Origin of the sequence: Paenibacillus sp. Pae15, from assembly GCF_024519685.1 — a bacterium.
Classification (GTDB): domain Bacteria; phylum Bacillota; class Bacilli; order Paenibacillales; family NBRC-103111; genus Paenibacillus_G; species Paenibacillus_G naphthalenovorans.
In genome coordinates this window covers 176,038-202,527 of record NZ_JALJRM010000001.1, presented here as the reverse complement: position 1 = coordinate 202,527, position 26,490 = coordinate 176,038, and the positions used below count along the sequence as shown (strand labels likewise).

The following is a 26,490-nucleotide window of genomic DNA, read 5'->3' as shown; positions in this document are numbered from 1 at the left end:
ATGAGTCATACGTAAGGGAGGTTTTGTGCGGAAATGTCCGTTCTTTTGGAAGTGAATCATTTAAGCATCTCCTTCCTGCAGTATACCCGCGGTTTTCAGCAAAAAAAGCTGAACGTGGTACAGGAGCTGAATGTTACCGTCCATGCCGGAGAGATCGTTGCGTTAGTCGGGTCAAGCGGTGCAGGCAAGAGCCTGTTGGCCCATGCGATCCTGGGGATTCTCCCGGACAGTGCGGAGACCTCCGGCTCCATTCGTTATGATGGAGAAGAGCTTACGACAGCCAGACAAGCTGCGTTAAGGGGGCGCGAGATTGCTCTTGTCCCGCAATCGGTCAATTATCTGAATCCGTTGATGCGCGTAGGAGAGCAGGTTCGGACGAACCGCGGAGACGCTAAAGAAGCGGTCAAGAAACAGCGGGAGATTTTTGAACGGTATGGACTGGGGGCTGAAGTGGAACGCATGTTTCCTTTTCAACTGTCAGGCGGAATGGCCAGGCGGATTCTTGTCTCCACGGCAAGCATGAGCGGTGCAAAGCTTGTCATTGCCGATGAACCGACTCCCGGTCTCGACGCCGGCGTTGTCAAGGAGACGCTCGGCTTCTTCAAAGAGCTGGCTGATCAGGGATGCGGTGTGTTGTTCATCACTCACGATATCGAAGCAGCCCTGCAGATCGCTCATAAAGTAGCCATCATTTATGCCGGCACGACCGTAGAGACGGCCCGTCCGGACGATTTCGCCGGCAGCGGGGAAAAGCTTCGGCACCCTTACAGCAAGGCATTGTGGAGAGCGCTCCCGCAAAACGGTTTTGAGCCGATCCCGGGCTTTCAGCCGCATCCGGATGCGCTCCCTGAAGGCTGCAGGTTTGCTCCGCGCTGTCCGATGGCTACGAACGAATGCATGAACTCTCTGCCCGAGATGCGATGGCTGCGCGGCGGATCGGTGAGGTGCATCCATGCTTCTTGAAGGGCGAAATCTGGGTTTTCATTACGAAAGGGCCTCTTGGATATTCAGGGGGATAGACATCATGATCAAGCCCGGTGAAGTGGTAGGGCTGGTCGGGCCAAGCGGCTGCGGCAAGTCCACTTTAGCCCGCATGCTGGCCGGCTATGAGAAGCCCAAGGAGGGAAGCGTTCTGTTGAATGGCGCTCCTCTGCCTTCCAAAGGCTTTCTTCCGGTTCAGCTGATATTTCAGCATCCGGAAAAAGCGGTCAACCCGCGATGGCTCATGCGGTCCGTACTGAAGGAGAGCTGGGACCCCGATGAACAGCTTCTTGCCTCTTTAGGCATTGAGGAGGAATGGCTAAACCGGCGTCCCGGCGAGTTGTCCGGCGGCGAGCTCCAACGATTCTGTATCGCCAGGGCCCTTGGTCCTAACACCCGTTTTTTGATTGCCGACGAGATTACCACGATGCTCGATGCCATAACCCAGGCCCAAATCTGGCATGCGGTGCTAGAGGCGGCCGAAAAGCGCGGTATGGGAATGCTTGTGATCAGTCATGATAAGCATTTGATCGGACGGGTTTGCACCCGGGTAATGAAATGGGGCTCTTCAAGGACGCTTTAGGGGGTTGACAACAAGCCGCGAAATATAAAACTTCCGAACCGGCAGGGGACTGGAAATCGGCATGTAAAACACACCAGCTGCGAATTTAGTTTCGTACTGGTGTTTTTTTAATGTAAAAAGACCTAGATGATATTCTAAAATATAGTACTAAAGACTCGTAAAAATGATAGTCAAATTGTGGAAAATGTGTTAGAATAAAAGAAAAGATGTCGAAACACCATAAATTAACACTATCCATGTCGATAGTTTTGACGATATACATATTTCTTTTGCACCAAATGTAAACAATGTACAACCAATGATAGTCCGATCAAGGCACAGCCATTGAAAAGTGGTGTCGCAAAGCTAAAGGGGCTAACGTGTGGAAACACACCATGCCAGCCAGCCGCCGGAATGAGGAAGAAAACCCTTCATTCGGAGGGTTTTCTTTTTTATTGTAATCGAAAAAGATGGCTTCGTTAAAAAGAGGATGTTGTAGCCTGTGAGGATGGTGAGAGGCCATGTACGGTGTTTTTAATGAAAAGCGATTGAAACATTTATCGGAAGAAATTGAGAGAATTCGATTCAAAATGCATGGCATATTCAACATCAAGCTTTGTTTATCCGATCCGGAAGTTAAAGCATTAAGCAAGGAATTGGATTGTGCGGTGATCAGATACCAAGAGTATATCAAGCGATTGACATGAATGAAATAAGGACAATGAGAGGTATTTTACGGAAAGGGTGATGTCAGTGAACGGTGAACAGGCGGTAAACGGACTAACACAATTGCTGGTCAAAGATATAGTGACCTATGAGCATAGTATAAGGGTTGGAAAAATGGCCAAGCTGATGGCGGCCTATCTGAACTTTGATGAATTGCAAACCCAAAAATTGATTGCAGGATGCTGTTTACACGATATTGGCAAGGTACACATCCATGACTCCATTTTGAAAAAGAAATCCTCGCTCACACAGGAAGAGTGGAAATATATGAAGTGTCATGCTTTTTTCGGAGTTCAGATGGCCATCATGGAAGGAATTACCGATCAGGATGTCATCGATACCATTCATTATCATCATGAGCGTTGGGACGGTACAGGCTACCCCAGCGGCTTGAAGGGAAACGACATTCCTGTATATGCCCGCATTTGTTCGATATTGGATGCTTTCGACTGTATGATATCGGATCGCCCCTATAAAAAAGGGATGTCCATACAGCACGCTCGCGAAGAACTGCTGAACCAGAGTTATTCGCAATTTGACGGTCATTATGTTCAGGTGTTTCTCACCATCCAGGATATGATATTGGAACATATTCAAAGAGACTCCGTACATTCGTTCGCCTATCATACGAGAGCTATATATCATTCGGGAATCGTATGACGATGAGATGAGTAGGTCACCGCCGGTGGCTTATTTTGGCTTTTGACAGCTGAAAATGTTACAAATTATTGTTTTTTGATAGGACGGAAGGAAAATGAGGGGAAGGTAATGAATTAAAATTAATGAAGGGCAGGAAGAGCCGAAGCATACAAGATTGGAGGGAAATCAGAAGTGAAGAAGGTTCTTACATCCACGACATGGAAGGTATGGCTTGCCTTTTGGATGATGATCGCCATGCTGACCATTCCGGCCCCGAGAGCGGACGCGGAATCGTTCTCCTATTTCGGGTATCCGAAAGGAACGGTGGGCATATCCAAGCCAACCATCGGTTTTGAGCTTGGCGAAAGGAACGGACTGCAGGTTGGTTCGTTTAGTATGAAGCTGGATCAAAAGCTTGTTTCGGGGACTTTTGATAAAGAAACGATGAGTTTTACATATACACCGACTGCGGGATTAACGCCAGGGGAGCATTCGGTTGAAGTGCAGCTGCAATTTACCGGTTATCAGACGGTTCATTTGAATTGGACGTTCACGGTAGCAGACAACCCTATAAGCGAAGTTCCCGCCGCATACTCACAGACCCGTCAACTGGGTCTGAAAGCGATCAACGATTATCGCATGCTTTACGGATTAAAGCCGGTCAAGCTCAACGGGAATCTGACGTTAGCTGCCCAACTCCATGCTCAATATTTGTTCACGAACCGTGCAGGGGAGACGACGCCTTCGGTTTCGCTGCATGATCAAAAGAAGGGATTGCCCGGTTATATAGGAGCCACCCCTTCCGAGCGTGCGGTTTATGCCGGATATTTTCGCGGCGTCGGAGAAAATGTTTCTTTTAAAACGGGAAATCTCGTGGATTCCATCGACCAGCTGTTTGATGCGCCGTATCACCGCAAGCCCTTTTTAATGCCGCATGTTACGGAAGCAGGTATAGAGATGGTCGGGGATTATGTCGTCATCATGTTTGGCTATGGGGAAAACTCCGAAACGGAGATGACGGTCTCTCCTGCCCCCGGGGATCCCTATGTTCCGCTGATTTTTGACGGTTACGAAAATCCGGATCCAATACGTATGCATGCGTCAAGAGATTATCCCGTCGGGTATCCGCTTAAGGTAGTCGTAACGGGAAAAGGCGTTGGCGAAGTCCAGTTGCTTGAAGCGACTTTGAAGGATGAATCGGGTCAACCGGTGAAGCTGCTGCAAAACAGTCCGAGCAATGACGATCATTTAACCAACAGCGTCATCTTAATTCCACCCGAGCCCCTAAAGCCAGACACTTCATATGCTGCATATGTGAAGCTGGGCGTAACAGTGAACGGGGCATCCCAAACGCTCGAGAAAGCCTGGAATTTTCATACGGAGCCGATTCGCGGCATCGGGAAGCAGAAGCTGCATACAGACATCGCCGCGTATGTGAAGCTGACAGAGCAGAAAGACAGAATTCAGCACGTGGTCACCTTCAAGCTGGACGATGATAGCTATACAGTGGATAACGTGCCGTTCCCGTTGAAGAGGGCTCCGTTTATCGAGGAAGGCACGTCCTATTTATGGGTCAGGGACTTGGCCGCGGCGCTGGGAGCCGAAGTGACTTGGGATGACGAACGCAAAGCGGCGGTCTATACAAAAAACGGCCGCGTAATCACTTTCTTTACGGGTCGTAACGTGTATGCCATTAACGGTATTGAACATACTACGGAATCGCCGGCCCGACTGGTAGACGAACTCACCATGATTCCGGTACGCCTGCTGTCCGAGGTTTTGGGTGCGCAGGTAGAGTATCTGCCGGAAACGCGGACCGTAAAAATTGTGTATTGATACGTTTGAAGAAGCTGAAGGGTCCCGGTGATATGCCGGGAGCCTTTTTTTGGTACGTCCAGCATGGGCGTCATCTTTAGGGTGAGAGTCCCGAACGGGGGCTGGCGAGCGCCTACCGTAGCTGAGGGCAAGACCCTCTATGTCAATATAGAATGTACGTTCGGTTTTTGGGACGGATATCTCCCACTTCGTAACACTGGAGAGTCAGAGGTGTGTTTAATCGCCTCCTCGCCTTTTCGATCCAAATCAAGCAATACATATTTTTTGAACAAGGGACTTGCATGTTTTCATAGGTGAGAGGACGGGGGTTAGCCGCCCCCTCCTACTCGATTCTCCATTTCGTTTATACGCCTAAGAGGATATTCCGCAAGGAACCCGAATATATACATTGTATCTTTGGATAGTTGAAGCAGAAGCTGAGGCCGTTAGCCAATCATGGATAAGGGAGGAATGCGGATATGATCAACATCCTGCTTTTGTTCTTGTTGATCATGAATCCGGGAAATCCGGTCGATTCTCATGAAGATTACATTTTTGATGCGCGTCAGGCAAGGGTCGGTCAAACCGCAGCGGGAATGACGATCCAAGATTTGGATGTTCAACCGATCAACGAGTCGGATTATTGGGCTGTAGTCAAATTTAAAGGCGAGACCACGGTTTGCGGAGAGATTGTATTTATCGACGATAATGAATCCGGTGAAGGGTGGGGACTGCTTAATTATTTTACCCCGAGCAGCCATTGCGCCGCCAAAATTCCGGTAACTGATGTCGGGAAGCAGCGCAACGGTTTTTCGTTGACCGATAACCCTGCCCGGCAGCTTGAATCATTAAAATTAAACGGTAAACGTTATCAGATCACGCTGATCATCGATGATTATGAAATCTATCAGACCGGTAAGGCTCAAGAAAACAAAGCGCGTCTGATTAAAGTTGTAGATGCAGTGAAGTTGGATTAACATCAAAGAGTCAACGAGAATTCTTGGGGAGGAAGACATGAGGGTTATTGATTTATCGGAGATGATAATGGATGGAATGACCGTTTACCCGGGTGATCCCGAAGTGAAGGTTGAAGTGGTTCATACCCGCGAAGAGCATACATGGGAGCTGCGTCAATTGACGTTGGGCACACATACCGGAACACATGTCGATGCTTTCTCACATATGCATCAGGGGGGGAAATCCATCGATGAGATTCCTGTCGAACGATTTTTCGGAACGGCACAGCTTGTAAAATTACATTCGGAGTGGCCGGTTCGTCAAGGCTTGTTTTTTATAGAAGAATGCGGAATGGAACAGTTTGAACGAATTAAACAAGCCAATCCGCCTTTTGTAGGAGGAAACCTTACGGAAGCTGTGGAGAGAAACCTGTTGGCGATCGGAATCCTCACCTATACGAACCTGGTAAATCTGGAATTGCTGCCTTACGGAAGAAGCTTCATGTTTTATGGCTTCCCTCTTAAAATTAGGCACGGGGACGGGTCTCCGGTGAGAGCCGTTGCCATACTTGATCATTGAATCGCAAGGGTATCCGTTCATGGTTGTAACGGGTATCCTGTTTGCGTCGAATCAAAATGATCCGAATTTTCGCATGCACCGTTTCATTTTTCCCCGGCCGCACTTTACATCCAACGATCGTAGATTTAAATTCAAGGAATGATTCTGAATCGAATGTCAATTAAATACAATGAAATATCGATGTCTCTACGGGAGGAGGGGCACATAGCAGCGGAAAGCTAAGGACGTGATTGTAAGCGTTAACAATCATAGTGTGAAAGCTTCTTCAGCATTACGGGAACGAGGTGATTACAGTGGGAACTCGCTTATTATCGGAGCATATGATTAAAAAACAGTATCCTCATTTGAGATATGTAAGAATTCATACCGACGGCAACAATAAAGCCACGATCTATGCATGGAACGATAATTTGCAATTACCCGATAAAGAAATAACCAAGTTGAAGAAATTCGCTTCCGGTTATTTGCCTCAGCACGTTTGTTATCAAGTCAAATCCTATGACAAGATTGAAGCTGACCGGGTCCCGCAAGTTGGTGAGCTTCCGGAGGCTGTGGTTCAAGCGGCAATGAGCAGAAGCTTAAATCAAAACCGCATCGTCGAGGTGATGAATGAGCTGTTTTCCAACGGAAGGATGACCTTTAACAGCTACGATATGATCACGGGAACCATTCATTTTGATCTTTGCTCATCTGTGCCGTTTACCGTGATGGAAAAAGAACTGATTCGCCGGTATCTTTACGAAATTACGCCTTTGGGAGCTGCCAGTGAAGTCAATTATTGCCAAGAGCCGGTCGGCGATGATAAACCTGCAGATTTGATTTGAAAGAATTAGCAGGCGAAGCAGGATGTACGGCCATCCCATCCAAAAAAGACTGATCCGCCATTGGTCAGTCTTTTTTTGGTACGCCCAGCATGGGCGTCATCTTTAGGGTGAGAGTCCCGAACGGGGGCTGGCGAGCGCCTACCGTAGCTAAGGGAAAGGGTGTCCGCCGCGAGGCGGAATCCGAAGGAAGCCGGGGGCAAATGCACGGGTCAAGGTACACGAACTGGATTTGAGGCAGGGTTAGTCGGATGAGTTGCCCAAACATAATGAAATCCAAAGCCGCCAAGGGCTAATCCTGTAGACTCCAGTGGTCGCGGGCAGACAGATGACGTTCTTATCTGGGGAGGCCTGCGGAATATGCGAAGTCACTTCGTAACACTGGAGAGGATGTTCGAAGGGGACAACCTACGGCTCGCTTACAAGCGAGTGGTCCAAAACGGAGGAGCCCCCGGTGTGGACGGCGTAACGGTAGTGGAGCTACAAGCTTACCTGAATATCCACTGGGAAACGGTGAAAGCCGAACTCCATAAGCGTGTGCTGAAACGGATTCGGGCTTACCTGAACGCCGGAGTCATGGATAACGGGGGATGTCAGAGGATGGAAGAGGGCACGCCGCAAGGCGGGCCGTTAACCCTGCTTCTGGCCAACATCCTGCTGGACGAACTGGACAAAGAACTGACCAAGCGCCAAAAGGGCATCTCAAAGTTTTTGCCTGGGTAATGTATTGAATAATGGATTGATCCTATGGTATTATAATTGTAACATTTTGTATATAAAACCAGGTTTATTATAATAAACCGAATGGTGAGCGATACATATCATTTAGTCTTACGTCAATATGCTGAGCGCGTCATATTTTCGCCGATATAGTGTTTTGCAAGCGTTTTACAAGGAGGAAATAAATCCGCATTCCGATGGAGTCTTCCCATCCGGCTTTCTTGCTAACCAGGCCGTCTCTGCGGAAGAGATAAGCGTTGAATTTATCATGATCAAGGAGTATGATGAAAGATGAAAACTTTAGTTTGGTCAGGTCCTGAAAAAATGGAAGTACAGGAGGCAGCCGTTCCCGCATTCGGGGAAGATGAATTGCTGTTGAAGGTAGATGCCGTAGGGATCTGCGGATCCGAAATTGAAGGCTATCTGGGACATAACAGCCTCCGGGTACCTCCGCTGGTCATGGGGCATGAATTCAGTGCCACGGTTGAGGCCGTAGGAGCCAAGACCAACGGGTTCTCAAAAGGAAACAAAGTTGTAGTCAACCCGCTTCTTTCCTGCGGTGCGTGCAATTCCTGCCGCAAAGGGCTGGTGCAGCTGTGTGCAAAACGGGCCATCATCGGCATTCATCGGCCGGGGGCATTTGCGGAGTATGTTCATGTGCCGGCATCTGCCGTTCATCTTCTTCCGGAGGGAATAAGCCCTTTTCGGGCGGCTCTGACTGAGCCACTGGCGTGTTCGCTGCGAGCGGCCAGAAGAGCGATGGAAGGACATCCGTTTGCCAACGTCGTCGTATTTGGAGCGGGAACGATCGGCTTGCTAAGCTTTCTGACCGCACAAATTTTGGGGGCCTCCAAAATCATCGTCGTCGATACGAACGAGGCCCGCTTGAGAACGCCTGAAAAATTGGGCGCCCATGCGGTATTTACTTCCCATACTCCCGATTACTTGCATCAAATCAAGGAAGCCATGGGACCTTCCGGAATTGACGTCATCATCGATGCTGCGGGATTCCAGGCCACCCGTTCCGCGGCTGTAGAACTGGTGAATCTGGGCGGAACCATCATGAACATCGGTCTTGGCATTGATCATACGCAAATTCCGATCAATGTTTGTATTCGCAATGAAATATCAATCCTGGGCTCCTTTTCTTATGATAAACAGGACTTTTACGATGCTCTCGAGCTCTTGAAGAGCGGCAAAATTAACGAATCGGATTGGTCGGAAATCCGTTCCTTACGGGATGGAGACCGGGCGTTTCAGGATTTGATTCATGGAAGGGTACCTCATGCAAAAATCTTTTTGATACCTTGAGGGGGAGTATTTTTCCTCCCTATTTTTTTTTATTTATGGAGATGAGCAACAGTGAATTGGCTTATTATTCTTTTATGTTCGATTTGGGGATTTAACTGGGTTGTAATGAATATCGGGGGGCAATATTTTCCGCCGATGATGTTTTCCGCACTGCGTTTTCTTGTAGGGTCTCTGGTCATATTTGCCGTCATATGGGTTAAGCGGATTCCATTGCCCAAAAAAGAAGACTGGAAATGGTACGGAATATGCGGTTTTTTACAGATCGCCTATGTTTATACGGCTTCCCAATATGCATTTCATTATATGGATACGGGCCTTGTATCTGTTCTGAATTTTACGATGCCCCTATGGCTGACGCTCATCTCTCCGTTTTTTATGCCTGATGAACGTTTGACGAAAATGAAATTGTTAGGCGTATTTACCGGCATCATTGGACTGGTTATGGTCATGGAGATAAATCCGGCTCAGTTTGACGGCAATGGGATGAAGCTGTGGATGGAGGTATTCGTATTATTAGGTGCGGTGGGCTGGGCGATATGCAATATTATCATGAAAAAAGTGCTCCATTCCCACGATAAGATTCAGTTTACAGGGTATCAGATGCTGATCGGCGCCATACTGCTGCTTTTGGGGTCATTGGCTTTTGAAAGAGGGGATGCGATCACCTGGAGCAGAGAAGGCATATTCGCCGTTCTCTTTGCGGGGGTGCTCGCATCTTCCCTGGCTTATGTCTTATGGTTTTATATTTTAAGCAAAATTGATGTGACCAAGGCTTCCATGAGTTTATTGCTGGTGCCTGTAGTCGGTGTTTTTTCCAGCGCGCTCGTTTTCCAAACCCGGTTGAGCTGGAGCGTCTTAATAGGGATTGTTCTGATACTTGCGGGTATCGGGATCGTTAATCTGAAGCAGGGTCAGCGTGCACGGAGTATTGCTGTTAAGCAGTAAACCCATCCGCATAATGAACAAGGGGCCTCATCTGAGTCGAAGACTTGGGTGAGGCCCCTTGTTTATTGTAAGAACCCGAAATGATGAATCGAAAAATCAGAAATTACAAAAAATTAATCTCTGTATAACAATGAGTTGATACTTCAAGGCTAAAGTCAAAGTAAAGCGTTCCATTTCTTTTCCGATGCCCGCTGGAAGACATCGCAGAAAGGTGAGATTCCGATGACAATACGAATGGGAAATGCACAGCTGCACTCTTTACCTTTTGAAGTTAAATTGGCTTATCGTTCCGATGAAATTGAGCAAGCATTACGTTTACGGTACCAGGTTTTTGTCGAGGAGCAGCGTAATCTTCGTTTAATGAACGATTCAGGCTTGGAGCAGGACCGGTATGACGAATTTTGTGATCATCTCATTGTTAAGGATCTGAATTCGCAGGCCGTTGTCGGCACATATCGCTTGCTTCCCGGGCCCAGGGTGCTTCAGCACTGCGGATTTTACTCGGAAACAGAATTTGATTTGTCCCGCTATGAAGATTATAAATGGAATACCCTGGAATTGGGCAGAAGCTGTGTGGCGGCGGAATATCGCAATGGAAGGGTCATTCAACTGCTATGGGAAGGCATTGCCGATTATATCAAGCAAAAAGGATACCGTTATTTAATAGGATGTGCGAGCCTTCATATGGGCACCATTAAAGAACTGAATGAGCTGTACACGATGCTTGCAGTGAATCACGTCATTACGGACCGCTTTGGAATTACCCCGCTTGAAACGCATCGCATTCCAGGTTTACAGCTGGTAAACATGGAGCTTAGCGAAAAGGAGTTATTTCGTAGGCTGCCTCCATTAATGAAAGGCTACAAGTGGTTAGGCGCTGAAATCGGCGGCGAGCCTGCCTATGACGAGATTTTTGATACCGCGGATTTTTTCATTATTCTGGAGGCCGAAAAGATCACGAACAGCTACAAAAAGAAATTTCTAAGGTGATTTCAACTCATCGTTCCAGAGGAGGCTTTCCATTGTACGTCTGGATAGGAAAAATGGCAGGGCTTGAACATCGATTGCACCGATGGGCCGGCTTCATCCCCCGTTGGGCTATTCGTTCAGCTTGTTATGGCTTAAGCTGGCTGCTCTTTATGTTTGCAGTGAAATGGAGAAAAAAGGTGCTGAGTAATATGAAGCAGCTGCTTCAAACCACCGGTACGCTTCAGCTTTGCCATTACTGCAGATCGTATTTCTATCAGGTCCTTCTGACGCTTTACGAAATAGGATTCGATTCCTCCGGGCTGCTGCGGCATTGGGAGAAGCGTTTTGAAATTGAAGGCGAATGTCATCTCATAGAGGCGCTCAAGCACAAAAAAGGAGTCATATTAACGGTTCCGCATATCGGCAACTTTTTTTTCTATTACTGGTATTTGTCACAAAAGTATCTCTGTTTGACGGTGGCTACGGCAGGGAGTGAGGAGCTTCGTCCTTTGTATCTCAAATTCCAACGGCTGGGCTGCCGCGGATTGGATTACGATAACGTCCCGCCCCTGCAGCTTATTCGCAGGCTGCGGAGCCATTTGAAGCAAAATGGTGTAGTCTTCCTTATGGGAGATTTTTACCGCCGAAGCTTTCCTCCTGCCTTTTTTTTCAACCGGGCCACAAGGAGTCCTAACGGTGCGGCACATCTTGCATTGGAATATGGCGTTCCGATTCTTTCTTTTTACGGATACCGGACCAAGGGATTTTGTCACCGGCTCGTCTTTGACGCACCACTGGACTTGAACGGGCAATTTCAAACGGATCAGCGGTATGAGGCAACCAATGCGTTGAATAAAATTCTGGAACAAAAGGTCAAGATGGCTCCGGATCAATGGTTTTACTGGTTTAATACCGAGGAAAGATGGGACTGTCACCCGGAACGGAAACAAAGCAGCAAAGGAATAGAATCCGCTTCATAATGGGTACTCGTGTTACAAGACCAAAGGTATTGTGAGGCTGATGAAGAACATGGATACAGGGAGCCATTTGATTATTGGCGCGACATTGGCGGGACTTGCTTATGTGGACCCCGTAGTGGCGCATAATCCAAGTTTGGCCCAGGCTGTTATGGTAGGCACATTGATTGGCTCTCATGCCCCCGATTTGGACACGATACTACGGATTAAGGGATTCTCGTATTATATCAGATATCACAGGGGAATTACCCATTCGATACCCGCTTTGTTGATATGGCCTGCGTTCATTACATTGCCGCTGATGATGGCCTACAGCCGTTGGGATGATTGGATGCATCTTTACGGCTGGATTTTTGCCGCGGTTATTCTTCACGTAGGGCTCGATTGGTTGAATGCTTATGGTGTACAGTGTATGCGGCCTTTTAACAGCCAATGGATGCATCTGGATGTTCTCGCTATTTTTGATCCGTTTTTATTTTTCCTTCATGCCTTCGGATTAGGATTATGGTGGGCCGGGTATGACCCGGCGGGCGTCTTTACCTGGGTCTATGCGATTAGTATAGGATATATCGGGTTACGGGCCTGGTGGCATCATCTTTTAGTGAAGCAAGTTATAAATATGGTCGGCCGGCAGAGCATTTGCCATGTGCTTCCTGATCTTCGCGGATTTCGCTGGAGCTTTGTCGTAGAAACAGACGAGTGCTTTTATACCGGTAAAATTGTTTTTCGTACGATCAGGATGGAGGATGTGTACACAAAAGAAAAAAGAAACCATATCATCCAAGCAACGATGGGCATAGATGGAGTCCGTACGTTCCTGGGCTTTGCCCAGCGCATTCATGTTACCTGGAGGGAACACAACGACGGTTATGAAGTAAAATGGAGCGATGTCCGTTTTTGGTACAACCGTAAATTGCCGTTTGGAGTAGATGTTCAGCTTGACCATGAGTTGAAGGTGATTGATTACTCCCTCGGCTGGAGGAAGAAGGCGTGGGATCCTCCTTTTGTATAAATGAATTCAATTCCGTCGGATTCAACCTTGGAGATATGCTCCCCTTAAAGTAGACAGGTGAAATCATGAAAACCTGCTGCTGAAGGGGAGCTTTTTCCGCTTCTGAATATTTAAGCCCCCGGGTTCTTCATAAAATTAGAGCGGCATGTTCCGAAATACGGAACAAATATCTTGTTTAAACCGCTCAAAAAAACGATGATAAAAGTGTTCACCTCATATCATTTATCTACTTTTGCCAAGGGGGTCATTCGGGTATGTTTAAAAACGTACAATTGAAAACGTTTACTTTTCTGGCGCTTGTATTTGTATTTGTGATCGGGTGCAGTGCTGAACCGGCTGCGACAATGAAGGAAGCACAAGTACAGACCAATGGAGATAGCGCTTCGGCCCCGGTCTCCAATCAGCCTTTAGACCTCCGATTCATGGCTGCTCCACAATCCGGTTCATGGTATCCGTTAGCAGTAGGTATTACAGAGGGATTGAAGAAGAACATGAGTCAGTTAAAGCAAGTCAGTATTGAACCCGGCGGCGGTGTTGCCAATGTAATTGCGGTCAACGGCGGAAAGGGACAAATGGGATTCTCACAGGCTATGCCGACGGTTGACGGTTATGCCGGTAATCCGCCCTTTAAAGAAAAGAATCAGAATGTGCAGTATGTGCTCTCGTTATTCCCGCATACCACACATATCGTTGTGCTGAAAAATTCAGGAATCACCAACATCGAAGAGATCAAAGGCAAAAAAATCAATGTTGGTCCTAAGGGTTTATTGACCGAAGATATTGCAGCCAGAATTCTTAAGGCTTATGGCATGAGCTATAAGGATATGGCCAGCGTTCAAAATCTGTCCTTTTCAGATTCCGTCGAGCAGATGAAAGACGGGCGCTTGGACGTACTGTTCTGGACGGTGCCTTCTCCCTTTGCGGTATTGACCGATCTGGCTCAAAGCAAGGATATGGACTTGCTGGCGATCCCCGAGGACAAAATTGAACAAATGACCTCGTCCAATCCCGGTTTGGTTCGAGCCATCCTGACAAAGGGAACGTATAAAGGTCTGGATCATGATGTGGTGACCGTTCAATCCCCGCTAGTGGTTATAGCCAATAAGGATGCACCGGTGGATCTGGTATACCAAGTGACCAAAACCATATACGATAACCTGAACGATTTGAAAAAAATCGATCCTGCTTTGAAACCGGTGGATCAGGAAAGCCTGCCGGCCGATATTGGCGTTCCGATGCATCCTGGGGCCAAGAAATTTTTTCAGGAAAAAGGATTATTGAAATAATACGCTGTAAGACCAACGTTACATGGTGTGGCTCCACGCAAGATTATACAAGAAAGGCTGGGTGAAAATGCAGCATTACTTGAAAAAGCTCGTGCTATTCATTACGTATGCCTTCAGTTTTTATCATCTGTACACCGGGTTCTTCGGTACGTTCGAGACGTTCCTGCAGCGCTTTGTCCACCTGTCTTTGGCTATGTTTCTTATATTTTTGCTGTATCCTTATAAAACCGGAAGCCGCATCATCAATAGGATTCTTAACAGTACAACGATCCTGTTGACTATACTTTCCATGGGTTATTTATATTTGAACTACGATTATATTCTTGGTGAACGATATCCAATGATCACGCCGTTAACTACCATGGAGACCCTGTTGGGCATCGCGATGATCGCGTTGGTTTTGGAGGCTACAAGGAAGCTTGCGGGACCGTCATTGCCCATCATTGCCTTATTGTTTCTACTATACGGCTTTGCCGGACCTTATCTGCCGGGTATCCTTGCGCATGCCGGATATGACCTGGACAGCATTATCGATTTAAATTACATGGGGACGGAAGGCACCTTCGGTATTCCGCTCGGAGCAAGCGCCTCCTATATTGCACTTTTCATCCTGTTCGGTTCATTCCTTGCCAAATCAGGCCTCGGTACGCTATTGATGGATCTTTCTCTGGGCTTGGCCGGCCATACGAAAGGCGGTCCCGCCAAGGTTGCGATTATCGGCAGCGCCTTGCACGGCATGTTGTCCGGCAGCGCAGTCGCAAACGTCATGACGGTGGGAACATCGACCATCCCGCTCATGAAAAAGACCGGATATAAAGCTCATTTCGCGGGAGGGGTAGAAGCCGCAGCTTCCGCCGGGAGCCAAATCATGCCGCCTGTTATGGGGGTTATTGCCTTTATTATGACGCAGTACACGGGTATTCCTTATATCCAAATCGCTTTTTACGCTCTTCTGCCGGCGCTGCTGTATTTTTTGGGGATTGGCGTCATGGTCCATTTGGAGGCTGCGAAACATGGTATGGAGGGAATCCCCAGGAAGGAGCTTCCTGATTGGAAAGCCAGCCTCAAACGCCGTGGTCATCTGCTGCTGCCGATTGTACTTATGCTGGTTTTATTGATACTGGGTTATAGTCCATCATATTCTGTGACTTATGCCATATTAAGTATCATCATAATTTCCGCATTGCGCAAAGAAACGCGAATGAAATTTCAAACGATACTGGATGCGCTTCAAGACGGGGCCAAAGGCATGCTGATGATCGCGGCAGCTACAGCGACAGCAGGCATGATTAGCGGAATGTTCGGTCTAACCGGCCTGGGGCTGCGTTTTTCGGTATCACTCGGAGAGCTGGCGGGAGGGAACCTGCTGTTGGCTCTTGCCTTAACCGCTCTTACCTCCTTTATATTGGGCTTGGGGCTGCCTCCGTCAGCTTCTTATATCGTTCAAATCGCCGTGAGCATTCCGGCTCTCATATCCGTGTTGGAAGCAACCGGTGTAGATTCGATTGCCGCGAATGCTGTACTTCTCACGCATATGTTTGTCATGTACTGGGCTTCCGTCGGGGTCATTACACCTCCTGACGCTCTGGCCGCCTTCGCAGCCGCGGCTGTAGCCGATGCGAAACCGATGTTAACCGCGATGACCGCAACCCGACTCGCTTTTGTAGCTTACGTCATTCCATTTATGTTCGTTCTCAATCCTGCCTATCTATTGATCGGGAGCGTTGGAGATATCGCCTTGGCTATTTCGAGCGGAGTCTTGGGAGTCGTTGCTTTCGGCATCGTGTTTCAAGGGTATATTCATCACCGGATTGGATGGTTTCGCCGGGCCTGGGCTCTTGCTGCCGGAGGGTTGATCATTATTCCTAACCCTCTATGCAACATGGCGGGGATTGGTTTAATCGTGTTCCTGCTCGTATTCTCGCATCTGTATAAACGAAACGAAGCGGTTTCTTTGAACAGGTCCCTGTGAGAACAATGTCTGCCTTCCGTAAAATTCCGTGGTCTATGGTCCGATCCGTTGTTTTTATCACGTCGGTTATCGTCTATCTGGTATTTACCTTTTTCCATTTTCAGATGTTGGAACCGTTATTGTCTGTTCTGGCCGTGATGGCGATTCTGATTTCCATCCCGAAAAGCGGGAAGGGCGCAATAGCGTTCACCCTGCTTTTCTTGGGCGGGGGAACATGGTTTCTATGGCAAACGGGAGCAAGTGTGTTTGAGTACATCTTGTCTTTCGGAGACATGCTTTATCTGCTGTCGCTGTTTGCCATAGTTCCGGTTTTGGCCATCCCGATCAAAATCGGCAGGTATAGCGAAGCCATACAGCTGTTTTTGGAACGGAAAAAGAGGTCTGATACTCAATACTATGGTTTTATTACCGTCATTTCGTTCCTGATGGGCAGCTTTCTTAGTTTGGCCACGGTACCGATCATGTATCATAGCATTAAGAACTCGGTGGAAAAATGGGCAGGAAAACAAACCAATAAATTTGTTTTATCGTCCATTATTCACGGTTATGCCGTATCGGTTGCGTGGGCGCCGGTATCTGGCGTATTGGGCGTTGTGCTTACCATCACCAAGGTGGAGTGGCAGAACATCATGCTGCCATTATGGGGAATCAGCATCGGCGGTTTAGGTGCCAGCTGGCTGATTTACCTCGTGATCAGACGTCTGGGTCCACGGTTTCGTTTGGCTGATGGGGGAGTTGGGCATTCGGATGTCATGAAGGAAGGAGAATCGGAGATTGCCGTCGCTTTGGAGCCCGATGGGGCGCACGCTATTCATCCAACGATGAAAATGGTACAGATCGTATGGGCCATTGCACTGTTGATTGTTCTGGTCTTGACCCTGAACAAAATATTTCTATTGAGTATTGTTCTTATCGTAACCGTAATTGCACTGCCATTTGCTTATGGATGGTCGATTTTGTTAAAAAAAGGCTCCCATTTTGTGAAGGGAACCTCCTCCTATGTGAAGGATCAGCTTCCGGCGATGTCGGAGCAGTTTGCGATTTTTTTGAGTGCGGGCTTTTTTGTGAGAGCCCTGAATGAATCCGGCTATCATCATTATGTTCATCAGTGCTTTGTAGAATTAAATCACGGGCTGGGCGGTCCCGCATTCTTGATTTTATTGCCGCTGCTGACGCTGTCCTTCGCGCTTGCAGGTGTGCACCCCATTGCAGTCATTACCCTTTTAGGCGAATCGCTAAATCCGGTGCTGCTTGGTTTGTCGCCGGAACATCTGACGATTGCGCTGACGGGAGGGGCTGTGCTGACCTTTCTGGTCGGCCCGTTCAGCGGAACGATTGGCGTCGTATCCTCCCTGATCGGGAAAAGTCCGTTCCATGTTGCAGGCTGGAGCGTTTGGCAAGCGTTGGGGTTCTTTCTTGTATTGGTTATTGCTTTATTAGCTTATTAGCAGAGGTTCCGAGGAATTAACCCGTTACCGGAACATGACTAACCAGACGGATGGATTCCAGTAAACTGTTCGGGGAAGCAACACCTTTGCCGGCAATATCCGGTGCGCTGCCATGACCGACGGTGCAAAAGAAAACAGGGGTGCCGATAGTAAACGCGGTAATTTTATCGAATGCCAATAGCTTGATCGGCAGATGGGCTTGATCGTGGTACATAGCGATATAAGCATCGTATTTGAGCTCACAATGCTCAAGAAACAGGGTGTCGCTTCCATATGGTCCAAAGGCATGAATGCCTTCCCGTTGTGCTTGCAGGATAGCCGGTTCAATATCCTCGATTTCTTCTGTTCCGAACATTCCTTGTTCACCGGCATGCGGATTTAAACCGGCTACTGCCATTTGAGGCGCTTGGATCCCCATGCTGCGCACCGCTTTGTCGGCTGCCCTTATCGCTTTGAGCACCAGCTGCTTGTTGATCATTTGCAAAGCCCTTCGCAGTGACACATGCAGAGTGACGTTCACAATGCGCAGTCGGTCGGAGACTAACATCAAGAATGCTTCCTCAGGCTTCGTGCCGGTTACCTTGGCAACGTAGCTTGGATACCCGTCAAATTCGACCCCGGCGAGCTCTACCGATTTCTTGGTATGGGGTCCTCCGATCACTGCCTGTACCTTGCCTTCCAATGCCAGCTGTAATGCCTTGTTTGTATACTCCAGCATGGCTAGTCCACAGTCGGCGGCAGGTTCTCCAATTTGCAGCCGGTCTATCTTGACGTTAGGCATATGTATCACATCGATAAGCCCGTATTGGAACAGAGCTTCACCCGGTTCCGTAATCGGATGCAGGGTTAACGGAGCCTGTAAAAGACGGATGTACCACGCCAGTAAGTTCTTATCTCCGATCAGAATCGGATTGCATATTTCATACGTTTTTTTGTCTAAGAGAGCCTTAAGGGAAATTTCCGGACCGATCCCGGCGGGGTCGCCGATGGTTATCATAATGACGGGCTTCTGATTATTCATAAGGGCTTCCTCCTGCAGCATATATTTAGTGCTCCGTATTCATAGGATAGCTTTTAAGGCGATTGGCAGAAAGACTCTTGTTCAAGCATGCGGAAAAGAAAATGAATTTTTGGAGGGATATTTTATGAAATTAAAAAATAGGGAAGATTCGATGACCTCGGTCCACAAAGCGATTCGGATTTTAAGGGAATTTTCCCAGAACGAACCGGAACTCGGGATCAGCCAATTGAGCCGAAGATTGGGAATAGCCAAAAGTACCGTATCCCGTTTGATCCAAATTTTGTGCGAAGAAAATATGGTCGTTCAAAATACGGAAACCCGAAAATACCATTTGTCCTTAACTGCTTTTGAGATTGGTTCTGTGGTTTATAATGAGATGGAATTGTGCCAAATTGCTTTTCCGCTGTTGAAAAAAATGCTGTCTGCGGTGCAGGCGGCCATTCAAATGGTTACTTATGACAAGGGCGGCATTGTATACCTGTTGAAGCTTCCCGAACACCGGGACGGTAAAATATTAAACGTCATGGGGAAAAGGGTGCCGGCCCACAGCACTGCATCGGGCAAAGTGATGTTGGCCTTCCAGGACGAAACGGAAATCAGCCGCGTGTTGAGCACACATTTGAAAGCGTTCACCAACAAAACCATCACCTGTCCCGATAAATTGCGCGAGGAGCTGCAGAGGATCCGAAAAAAGGGTTATGCCGTGTCACACGATGAATTCAGTCAAGGCATGAGCTCCGTAGCCGTTCCCGTATTCGATGACTACGATTCGATTATCGCCTCCATCTGTATCTTAAGGCCCACCGGACAAATCACGAATGCCAACATCCAACCTCTACTAAAAGAGATGAGAATGTACAGCCGTTTGATTACCGAGCAGCTGGGTGTGGAACAAACGAAGAAACTCCGTTATTTACATTAGCAGGCATCATGGAAAACAACAAAATTTTATTTTTTTGTTCCGCATAGCTGAATCGTCTGCTGTCTATCGGTCCGTCGCTTCTCTAATATAAAAGTACTCACATTCCAATAAGAAAGGAACATGATCATGTCAAAACTTGGTACTGAGACGACGGAGATAATCAGCTGGCCTGAGGAGGGGGTCACTAGAGTTCCTTATCAGGTATATATGGACCCATCGGTTTACGAGCAGGAGCAGCTGAGGATTTACCGCGGACCAACCTGGAACTTCCTGGCTTTAGAAGCAGAGCTGCCGCAAAGCGGAGATTATAAGACCACCTTTGTCGGCGACACGCCGGTCGTCGTGACCAGAGACCGCGACGGAGAAATCAGAGCCTTTGTCAACCGCTGTTCGCATCGGGGAGCAACCGTTTGTATGGATTCCTGCGGCAATACCAAAACCTTCACCTGCGTCTATCACGCCTGGGCCTTTGACGCCAAAGGGGATCTGAAAGGAGTCCCTTTCCGCAGCGGTGTGGAAGGCAAGGGCGGCATGCCGGAGGACTTCGATACATCCAAACATGCTTTGCACAAGCTGAGAATCGAAACCTTTTGCGGTGTGATTTTCGGCTCCTTCGATCCTCATGTGATGCCGCTGCAGGAATATCTCGGTGAAAAAATGTGCGGGTATATTCGGCGTGTTTTCAATCGACCGGTTCATGTTCTCGGCTATAACCGCCAATCGATGAATAATAATTGGAAGATTTATTTCGAGAATGTCAAAGATTCGTATCATGCAAGTATCCTTCATACGTTCTTTAGCACCTTTGGACTGAACCGCCTTTCACAACGCGGCGGTATTGATATGGACGATACAGGAATGCATCATGTGAGCTATACCTACGGTTCATCAAACGAGAACGAGGACACATATAAACAAGCGAACCTTCGTTCCTTTAATTCCAAATATAAATTGGAAGATCCTACCATGTTGGAAGGCCGGAAGGAGTTTGCGGACGGAATTACGCTTGCGATCCAGTCGATATTTCCGGGCATGGTACTGCAGCAAATTCATAATACGCTTGCGGTCCGTCAATTACTGCCGAAGGGCCCGGAGAAATGTGAGCTGCATTGGACTTATTTCGGTTATGAGGACGATGACGACCAAATGACAACGATGCGTATGAAGCAATCCAATCTGGTAGGTCCCGCCGGTTTTGTTTCTTTGGAGGATGGGGGAGTAGGGGAGCTCGTACAAAGAGGAATCGTCCGGGATAAGGATAAAAGCTCATTTGTCGAAATGGGCGGCAAAACGGTACAAAGTCAGGAATTCCGTGCTACCGAAACGTCGATCCGCGGGTTTTGGAAGCGTTATCGTGAATTGATGGGATATTAATCGGAAAGAAAGGAGTGCAGATCCATGAATCAACAGAAAGTGAATGCACCGGCATTGGAAATCAAAGCGGCCATAGAAGAATTAGTCCACGCCTACGTGGAATGCATCGACAATGATAAATTGGAGCAATGGCCGGACTTTTTTACAGAGGAATGCTTATATAAAGTGATTTCCCGAGAAAACTATGCGAGAAATCTTCTGACTTGCGTGATATACTGCGACAGTAAAGGGATGCTGAAGGACCGGATTACAGCCCACAGACACGCGAATATCTATGAGGCGCATACCTATAAGCACTTGGTAAGCGGTATCCGCATGGCAGGCCAGGAGGGTGATACTTATCTGGTGCGCGCCAATTATGCCGTTTTCCAAACGAGACAGGATGGGATAACAGAGGTTTATAATGTCGGCCAATATATGGATAAGGTTACATTTGTGAACGGCGTGGCGAAATTTAAAGAAAAGCTGGCCGTTTACGATACGGCTCTGATCCCAACGCTGCTGGTAACGCCGATTTAATTAGCCGCTCATGCAGAAAAACACCTTTGAAGCAAATGATTGTCATCACAAAGTCAATCCTTATGTTACAATAAAAATAATCCAACCCAATTTATGTAATATGTAATCATAAGGAGGCATTGATATGAGCCAGACACCGAATTCGATCATACGGGAACCTTTTATCCTGGAGGCGGGCCATTTGGATACCGGTGAGCCGCTTTATATTCGCGGTGAGGTGAGGGCAGCGCGCGGGACGGAGGACACCGCCAGACCCGTTGTATTTATCAGCCACGGCTTCAAAGGCTTTAAGGACTGGTCTTTCTTTCCGTATATCGCGGAGCGTTTTGCCGGGGAAGGCTTCTTCGCAGTCACCTTCAATTACTCCTGCAACGGAGTGAACGAACGGGATTTTGACGAGCTGGATAAGTTCGCACGGAATACTTATTCACGGGAGCAGGAGGATCTTGCCGTCCTGCTTCAAGCTCTTGAGTCGGGAACGCTGCCGCTCGCTTCATTCGCCGATCCGCGGCGTCTTTACTTGCTGGGTCACAGCAAAGGGGGAGGCGGAAGCATTATTTTTGCCTCTGAGCATCCTCAGGTGAAGGCTGTCGTCACTTGGAACGGGATTGCATCGGCCGACCTGTTCGACGATGCGTTTAAAGCTCAGATAGCCGAGCATGGCATTGCCTACGTAACGAATGTGCGAACGAAACAAGACATGCCGATCCAGGCGAGCTTCTATGAGGACTTGTCCCGCAATGCGGAGAGGTTTGATATCGTCCGCCGTTTGGCCGAATTAAAAATTCCGGTACTGCTGGTCCAGGGCGGTCAGGATTCTCCGCGCCTGAAGGAAGGGTTTGAACGGCTTCGCCAAGCTGCGCCTCAGCATCAAATCTTGACCATTCCTAGTGCAAATCATACGTTCGGGGCCGTTCATCCGTTTCAGGGCATAACAGAAGAACTGGAAACAGCATTAAAGGAGAGCATTCATTTTTTGAAGGAAATTTCATAGTATGAACAGACGGTGACGACAATTCATCAGTGAACGCAATGCCGCTTTGGAGCACACCGGAATGATCGAATCCCTCTTGTGCAGACAGTATTGGGCTAATATTACCCTATCTGTTCGTGAACACAAGAGGGATTCTTTGTCAGGCGCTGAGAGGTTATGATAAAGTCCACTCTCTGCCGTTGACGTGAAGCGTTTGGCTACCACAAACAATTTGAAGCGATCAGAGAATTATAGGAATTATCTTTCATTTATTAAAAATACAAGAGCGGCAGCACCTTGCTTATGCACGTAAGAGGCTGCTGCTCTATTTTAATTGTTAGGGATAGTGAGACGAAAGGCTACAGGAAGAGTTTAAATGCGTCATTTTCTGATTTCCAAAAAAGTATCAAAATCCTTCCATTGGGGAAAATAGTGAAGCATCATTCAGCCTATCGAGGGGATTTGATTTGTTGGACCGGATCATTCGTTATTTTCCAAATATTTTTACCTTATCTAATTTAGGCAGCGGCATCGTTGCTTTAGTTTTCATTGTCAATCATCTGCCGCTTATCGCTACCCTGTTCGTTGTTTTGTCAGCCGTATTTGATATGCTGGACGGCAAAATAGCACGCAGTCTCAAAGTGACCAGTGAATTTGGGGTGGAGCTTGATTCCTTGGCGGATATCGTCAGTTTTGGGGTTGTTCCGGCATTAGCGCTTTATGAAACCATCCCTCATCAAGCTGCATCGACGATGGCTTTAATGGTATTCCCCATAGCGGGTGCTCTTAGATTGGCCCGTTTCAATACACGCCCCACCAAAGGATATTTTGAGGGTCTGCCGATTCCGGCGGCGGGTTTACTCGTATGTTTTTTGTTATGGTTTCCCGTCTTGTATGGCTTTACGGCCTACGCTGCTCTGGTTCTATCGATTCTAATGGTCAGTAAAATACGGTTCAAAAAGGTATAGCCGGTCATCCCAAGTTCTATTTCGCGAATGGAATTTGCGGATTGTCCTGCGCTGATTTAAGTGATATTATAAGTTTATTAACATATCATATGAGTTGGTGATGATGATTAAGGAGCTGGCAAGTACCAAAGTTTTGAATGAATTGACCCGAAGGATTGAGCAGGAAGAGTGGAAGTCCGGACAGAAGCTGCCTTCTCTGGCCGCCGTAGCCAAAGAATTTCAGGTCGGCGTCTCCACCGTACGTGAGGCACTGCGCATCTTGGAAAACAAAGGGTATATTCTCATTGAGCACGGCAGAGGAATGTTCGTACGCAATCCAAACTGCTGGAAACAGGAAACCGCATGGGATCTCACTCGGCTTTCTGTAGGAGATATGTTTTCCCTGCAGGAATTCCGGGCCGTTCTTGAACCGGAAATGGCAGCGCTTGCAGCGGAAAGAGCCACTCCCGGACAAATGGCGAATATAAAGGCGGCCGCTTCAAAAATGATCGAAGATGTAGCCAACAATGAAGATTATTTCGAAGCAGATATTGCCTTTCACGAATATATCGCCGAGGCCTGCTCGAATGAAGTCATGGCTCAGGTGATGAAAGGGATCTCGGACTTGCTTCTGGAGAGCCGCAGGAAAACCACGCGTATTCCCGGAAGCGCCGAGAGAGCGGCACATTTTCACATGCTGATTGCATTGGCCATAGAGCAGAGAAACAGCGCGCTTGCCAAAGAGATGATGAAGGCGCATCTCCAGGATGTTCGTCAGGATTCGATGAAGCTCAAGGAAGGCTGGCTAGCCGCCGCCGAATTGAATCCAAGGAAGGGGAGGAAAGATCATGATAACAATCAGAGGGTTTAATCCGTATCAGGGCAATGTGCAGGGGAAGGCGAACGAGCCTATTACGGTAGCCGGGCTGCTGGACCGTGCACGCCGCGGTCTCGGCGGGAAATACGAAGGCGGGGAGCCGGATTGGACGCTTGACAACATTTATGACCGGCTGGAGCACAATTCTCCGAGGATCGCCATTATCGGCGGCTCCTCCGATCATCCGGCCCACATTCTGGACCATGAGACGGTGTACAAAGCTGCTTTGAAAATATGGCAGGAAGGCGGAGTGCCGTTTTATTTCAGCACGCCGGTGCTTTGTGACGGAACAGCGCAAAACAACATGGGAATGTCTTATTCATTACAGAGCCGCAACGCGATTGCGGAAATCGTGGTAAATCAAATGGAAGCGCAATCATACCACGGGGCTTTCGTGATTCAGGGTTGCGATAAGCAGCCGCTGGGCGTATTAAGCGGGCTTGCTCATCTGGACCGGGTCCGGCGCAATCGCGGCGAACATCATGTGTTTGCTACCTTTGCCCCTTCCCACGTGCTCAAGGGGGGAACGATTCCGGATGATTTGAAGCTGGAATTGGCGGAGTTGGTATCCCAGGCCGCCGCAGCGGGATATGACGATATAGCCGCCGACATTGAGGATGCGGTGAGCTATATCCTTCAGTGCTCCTCGAACACCTCATTCCAAGGGGTTTTTGAACGCGCCGTCAAATGCGGACTATTGACTGAGGAACGGCATAAGGATTTTGAAAAAAGGCTGGCGGTAAGCACGTGTGACGCCAAGGGCGGCATCTGTGCGTTTCATGGAACGGGAAACAGCTCCCGGGACGTTACGGCAGGGTTCGGTATGGTATGTCCGGAGCTGGAGCTGCTGACGGAACCGCCGACACAGGCTCAAGTCAATAAAGCGATCGAATCCTTATTTTCCATCATTGACCGTCCGGAATGCAGCGTAAGTGAATTGCTTCGGGCCAATATCGCCAATGTGATCCGGATCCACAGTTCCGCAGGAGGTTCCACCAACCTAATGATGCATATTGTCGGGGCGATGATCTATGCCGGATTTGACTTTACGCTGGAAGACATGGAACGCATTGCTGCCGAACATCCGATTCCCGATTTATTCGATTACAGCCTGACCGAAGGCAGAGATATTTATGCATTGGCGCAGCAGTGCTGCTCGGGTCAAATCCGCGGCATGGAGACGCTGATCTATGAGCTTACAAGAAACGGGGTTCCGATGGCTTTGGATGCGCCGACGGTAACAGGCCAAACCTGGAGAGAAAGGCTGTCCCATACCGAAGGCTTGAGCGCGGACGGCGTGAAGGACAATCCCATCATCCTGAGCAGGCCCAGACGCGGCTTCAGCGGCGTCGATGTCCTCCGGGGAAACTTTTTCAACCATGCAGTGGTTAAAATCAGCGGGATGCCTACAAAGCAGCTGGATCAATTCGACGATAAGATCGCGTTTGTGCTTTACTTTGAAAATGAAGAAGAAGCGAATCATCGGTTATTGGACGTGAACATGCTGGATCGCCTAAAGGCCCAAAGAAGCTTCGGGCTAGAACATATGAAGCGGATGGCTTCCTACAACGCATCCGTTTCTTTGGAAGCGCTGCAAGCGTTGAGCTATGATGAGCTGTTCGACCGGATGATTCGGGAGGAATGGCTCAGGCTGGCGGTCATTATATCCGGTCAAGGCCCGGAAGCATTCGGAATGCCGGAAATGATGACGCCGATGCAGCATATTAACGCACACCGTCAGTTAAAGCGTTTGACGACTCTAATCAGCGACGGCCGTTATTCGGGAGTGACATTTGGCGCTGCTGTAGGGCATATGACTCCGGAAGCTTTTCATGGCGGCGGGCTGCTGTATCTGCAGGAGGGAGATCTGCTGCATTTGCAGTTCCGCAAGAAGCGCATCGATCTGCTGAATCCCGGGAGCTTTGCTTCGGGCCATATCGTACAGGATGCCGGAGAGCTTCGGTCGGAGCGGACGGAGCTGGGATTATCCCGGATGGAGCAGCTGCGTAAAAGACAAAAGCGAGTGGCGGCATCGAACCGGCTGCGCGATTGTACGGATGCGTCCCGCGGCGTAGTTCCGATGGGAGTCGCGGTGGACGCGGAGTTGAAATGGATTTAAAATGGTTTGGTTTGTATT

At 48.3% G+C, this 26,490-nt stretch carries 24 protein-coding genes, 1 pseudogene and 1 riboswitch; of the genes and pseudogenes, 24 read left to right on the top strand and 1 reads right to left on the bottom strand.

Annotated features, from left to right (window positions below):
- The first annotated feature begins 33 nt into the window (after nt 1-33).
- The 17 genes and pseudogenes from NR121_RS00935 (at nt 34) to NR121_RS00860 (ending at nt 17,720) form a co-directional block, all read left to right on the top strand.
- Nucleotides 34-963, top strand: a complete 930-nt coding sequence (locus tag NR121_RS00935) for an ABC transporter ATP-binding protein (protein ID WP_137670042.1) — start codon at nt 34-36, stop codon at nt 961-963.
- A complete protein-coding gene (locus tag NR121_RS00930; RefSeq protein WP_074728382.1) occupies nt 953-1,564 on the top strand; it encodes an ABC transporter ATP-binding protein in 612 nt (203 codons plus the stop codon). Before NR121_RS00935 ends, NR121_RS00930 begins: the two co-directional genes overlap by 11 nt.
- Before the next feature lie 304 nt (nt 1,565-1,868).
- Nucleotides 1,869-1,957, top strand: a riboswitch (cyclic di-GMP riboswitch).
- A 107-nt stretch (nt 1,958-2,064) separates the two neighbouring features.
- Entirely contained in the window at nt 2,065-2,250 is a 186-nt protein-coding gene (locus NR121_RS25280) for an aspartyl-phosphate phosphatase Spo0E family protein (RefSeq protein WP_054818135.1), read from the top strand.
- A 46-nt stretch (nt 2,251-2,296) separates the two neighbouring features.
- Nucleotides 2,297-2,929, top strand: a complete 633-nt coding sequence (locus NR121_RS00925) for an HD-GYP domain-containing protein (RefSeq protein ID WP_235594271.1) — start codon at nt 2,297-2,299, stop codon at nt 2,927-2,929.
- 171 nt (nt 2,930-3,100) lie between these two features.
- Nucleotides 3,101-4,744, top strand: a complete 1,644-nt coding sequence (locus NR121_RS00920) for a stalk domain-containing protein (RefSeq protein ID WP_256830177.1) — start codon at nt 3,101-3,103, stop codon at nt 4,742-4,744.
- Nucleotides 4,745-5,202: 458 nt separating this feature from the next.
- Complete coding sequence (locus tag NR121_RS00915; RefSeq protein ID WP_054818136.1) at nt 5,203-5,700, top strand: hypothetical protein; 498 nt, start codon at nt 5,203-5,205, stop codon at nt 5,698-5,700.
- A 37-nt stretch (nt 5,701-5,737) separates the two neighbouring features.
- The gene (locus tag NR121_RS00910; RefSeq protein WP_062408075.1) at nt 5,738-6,259 is read left to right on the top strand and encodes a cyclase family protein; all 522 of its coding nucleotides are present in this window, start codon (nt 5,738-5,740) and stop codon (nt 6,257-6,259) included.
- A 293-nt stretch (nt 6,260-6,552) separates the two neighbouring features.
- Nucleotides 6,553-7,083: a hypothetical protein gene (locus NR121_RS00905; protein ID WP_249929557.1), complete on the top strand. Its 531-nt coding sequence runs from the start codon at nt 6,553-6,555 to the stop codon at nt 7,081-7,083.
- Between the two features lie 357 nt (nt 7,084-7,440).
- A pseudogene (locus NR121_RS00900) lies at nt 7,441-7,770 on the top strand (hypothetical protein); the annotation flags it as partial.
- A gap of 321 nt (nt 7,771-8,091) precedes the next feature.
- On the top strand, nt 8,092-9,111 hold the full coding sequence (locus tag NR121_RS00895; protein WP_256830175.1) for an alcohol dehydrogenase catalytic domain-containing protein: 1,020 nt from the start codon (nt 8,092-8,094) through the stop codon (nt 9,109-9,111).
- 51 nt (nt 9,112-9,162) lie between these two features.
- Nucleotides 9,163-10,056 (top strand): DMT family transporter, encoded by an 894-nt coding sequence (locus NR121_RS00890; protein WP_074728376.1) that lies wholly within the window; start codon nt 9,163-9,165, stop codon nt 10,054-10,056.
- Between the two features lie 222 nt (nt 10,057-10,278).
- On the top strand, nt 10,279-11,046 hold the full coding sequence (locus tag NR121_RS00885) for a GNAT family N-acetyltransferase (protein WP_054818140.1): 768 nt from the start codon (nt 10,279-10,281) through the stop codon (nt 11,044-11,046).
- Between the two features lie 32 nt (nt 11,047-11,078).
- Nucleotides 11,079-12,005, top strand: a complete 927-nt coding sequence (locus NR121_RS00880) for a lysophospholipid acyltransferase family protein (protein WP_062408083.1) — start codon at nt 11,079-11,081, stop codon at nt 12,003-12,005.
- Between the two features lie 40 nt (nt 12,006-12,045).
- On the top strand, nt 12,046-13,014 hold the full coding sequence (locus NR121_RS00875) for a metal-dependent hydrolase (protein ID WP_256830172.1): 969 nt from the start codon (nt 12,046-12,048) through the stop codon (nt 13,012-13,014).
- Between the two features lie 254 nt (nt 13,015-13,268).
- A complete protein-coding gene (locus NR121_RS00870) occupies nt 13,269-14,300 on the top strand; it encodes a TAXI family TRAP transporter solute-binding subunit (protein ID WP_137670047.1) in 1,032 nt (343 codons plus the stop codon).
- A gap of 67 nt (nt 14,301-14,367) precedes the next feature.
- Nucleotides 14,368-16,272 (top strand): TRAP transporter permease, encoded by a 1,905-nt coding sequence (locus tag NR121_RS00865; protein WP_256830170.1) that lies wholly within the window; start codon nt 14,368-14,370, stop codon nt 16,270-16,272.
- A complete protein-coding gene (locus NR121_RS00860) occupies nt 16,269-17,720 on the top strand; it encodes a hypothetical protein (protein WP_256830168.1) in 1,452 nt (483 codons plus the stop codon). Before NR121_RS00865 ends, NR121_RS00860 begins: the two co-directional genes overlap by 4 nt.
- A gap of 16 nt (nt 17,721-17,736) precedes the next feature.
- On the opposite strand, the gene NR121_RS00855 is transcribed toward NR121_RS00860, so the two are convergent.
- Nucleotides 17,737-18,741: a PdxA family dehydrogenase gene (locus NR121_RS00855; protein ID WP_062408090.1), complete on the bottom strand. Its 1,005-nt coding sequence runs from the start codon at nt 18,739-18,741 to the stop codon at nt 17,737-17,739.
- A 124-nt stretch (nt 18,742-18,865) separates the two neighbouring features.
- Here NR121_RS00855 and NR121_RS00850 point away from each other — a divergent pair, with 124 nt between their 5' ends.
- From NR121_RS00850 to NR121_RS00820, 7 genes are all read left to right on the top strand, one after another.
- Entirely contained in the window at nt 18,866-19,663 is a 798-nt protein-coding gene (locus tag NR121_RS00850) for an IclR family transcriptional regulator (protein WP_256830166.1), read from the top strand.
- A 126-nt stretch (nt 19,664-19,789) separates the two neighbouring features.
- Nucleotides 19,790-21,037 carry an aromatic ring-hydroxylating dioxygenase subunit alpha gene (locus NR121_RS00845; RefSeq protein WP_062408092.1) on the top strand — a complete coding sequence of 416 codons (1,248 nt, stop codon included), beginning with the start codon at nt 19,790-19,792 and terminating at the stop codon, nt 21,035-21,037.
- A gap of 24 nt (nt 21,038-21,061) precedes the next feature.
- Nucleotides 21,062-21,556 (top strand): aromatic-ring-hydroxylating dioxygenase subunit beta, encoded by a 495-nt coding sequence (locus NR121_RS00840; protein ID WP_054818152.1) that lies wholly within the window; start codon nt 21,062-21,064, stop codon nt 21,554-21,556.
- Between the two features lie 124 nt (nt 21,557-21,680).
- Entirely contained in the window at nt 21,681-22,550 is an 870-nt protein-coding gene (locus NR121_RS00835) for an alpha/beta hydrolase family protein (protein WP_054818153.1), read from the top strand.
- 449 nt (nt 22,551-22,999) lie between these two features.
- Nucleotides 23,000-23,497: a CDP-diacylglycerol--serine O-phosphatidyltransferase gene (gene pssA, locus NR121_RS00830; protein WP_235594275.1), complete on the top strand. Its 498-nt coding sequence runs from the start codon at nt 23,000-23,002 to the stop codon at nt 23,495-23,497.
- Nucleotides 23,498-23,597: 100 nt separating this feature from the next.
- Nucleotides 23,598-24,347 (top strand): FadR/GntR family transcriptional regulator, encoded by a 750-nt coding sequence (locus NR121_RS00825; protein WP_083351291.1) that lies wholly within the window; start codon nt 23,598-23,600, stop codon nt 24,345-24,347.
- Nucleotides 24,325-26,472, top strand: coding sequence for a dihydroxy-acid dehydratase domain-containing protein (locus tag NR121_RS00820; RefSeq protein WP_256830165.1), 2,148 nt, complete (start codon nt 24,325-24,327; stop codon nt 26,470-26,472). The genes NR121_RS00825 and NR121_RS00820 overlap by 23 nt, the downstream gene beginning before the upstream one ends.
- The last annotated feature ends 18 nt before the right edge of the window (nt 26,473-26,490 follow it).

Excerpts from the sequence above, each read along its gene's own strand:
- NR121_RS00935 (WP_137670042.1), top strand. The coding sequence starts at position 34 with ATGTCCGTTCTTTTGGAAGTGAATCATTTAAGCATCTCCTTCCTGCAG.
- NR121_RS00930 (WP_074728382.1), top strand. The coding sequence starts at position 953 with ATGCTTCTTGAAGGGCGAAATCTGGGTTTTCATTACGAAAGGGCCTCT.
- NR121_RS25280 (WP_054818135.1), top strand. The coding sequence starts at position 2,065 with ATGTACGGTGTTTTTAATGAAAAGCGATTGAAACATTTATCGGAAGAA.
- NR121_RS00915 (WP_054818136.1), top strand. The coding sequence starts at position 5,203 with ATGATCAACATCCTGCTTTTGTTCTTGTTGATCATGAATCCGGGAAAT.
- NR121_RS00910 (WP_062408075.1), top strand. The coding sequence starts at position 5,738 with ATGAGGGTTATTGATTTATCGGAGATGATAATGGATGGAATGACCGTT.
- NR121_RS00895 (WP_256830175.1), top strand. The coding sequence starts at position 8,092 with ATGAAAACTTTAGTTTGGTCAGGTCCTGAAAAAATGGAAGTACAGGAG.
- NR121_RS00885 (WP_054818140.1), top strand. The coding sequence starts at position 10,279 with ATGACAATACGAATGGGAAATGCACAGCTGCACTCTTTACCTTTTGAA.
- NR121_RS00875 (WP_256830172.1), top strand. The coding sequence starts at position 12,046 with ATGAAGAACATGGATACAGGGAGCCATTTGATTATTGGCGCGACATTG.
- NR121_RS00870 (WP_137670047.1), top strand. The coding sequence starts at position 13,269 with ATGTTTAAAAACGTACAATTGAAAACGTTTACTTTTCTGGCGCTTGTA.
- NR121_RS00865 (WP_256830170.1), top strand. The coding sequence starts at position 14,368 with ATGCAGCATTACTTGAAAAAGCTCGTGCTATTCATTACGTATGCCTTC.
- NR121_RS00855 (WP_062408090.1), bottom strand. The coding sequence starts at position 18,741 with ATGAATAATCAGAAGCCCGTCATTATGATAACCATCGGCGACCCCGCC.
- NR121_RS00850 (WP_256830166.1), top strand. The coding sequence starts at position 18,866 with ATGAAATTAAAAAATAGGGAAGATTCGATGACCTCGGTCCACAAAGCG.
- NR121_RS00845 (WP_062408092.1), top strand. The coding sequence starts at position 19,790 with ATGTCAAAACTTGGTACTGAGACGACGGAGATAATCAGCTGGCCTGAG.
- NR121_RS00840 (WP_054818152.1), top strand. The coding sequence starts at position 21,062 with ATGAATCAACAGAAAGTGAATGCACCGGCATTGGAAATCAAAGCGGCC.
- NR121_RS00835 (WP_054818153.1), top strand. The coding sequence starts at position 21,681 with ATGAGCCAGACACCGAATTCGATCATACGGGAACCTTTTATCCTGGAG.
- NR121_RS00825 (WP_083351291.1), top strand. The coding sequence starts at position 23,598 with ATGATGATTAAGGAGCTGGCAAGTACCAAAGTTTTGAATGAATTGACC.
- NR121_RS00820 (WP_256830165.1), top strand. The coding sequence starts at position 24,325 with ATGATAACAATCAGAGGGTTTAATCCGTATCAGGGCAATGTGCAGGGG.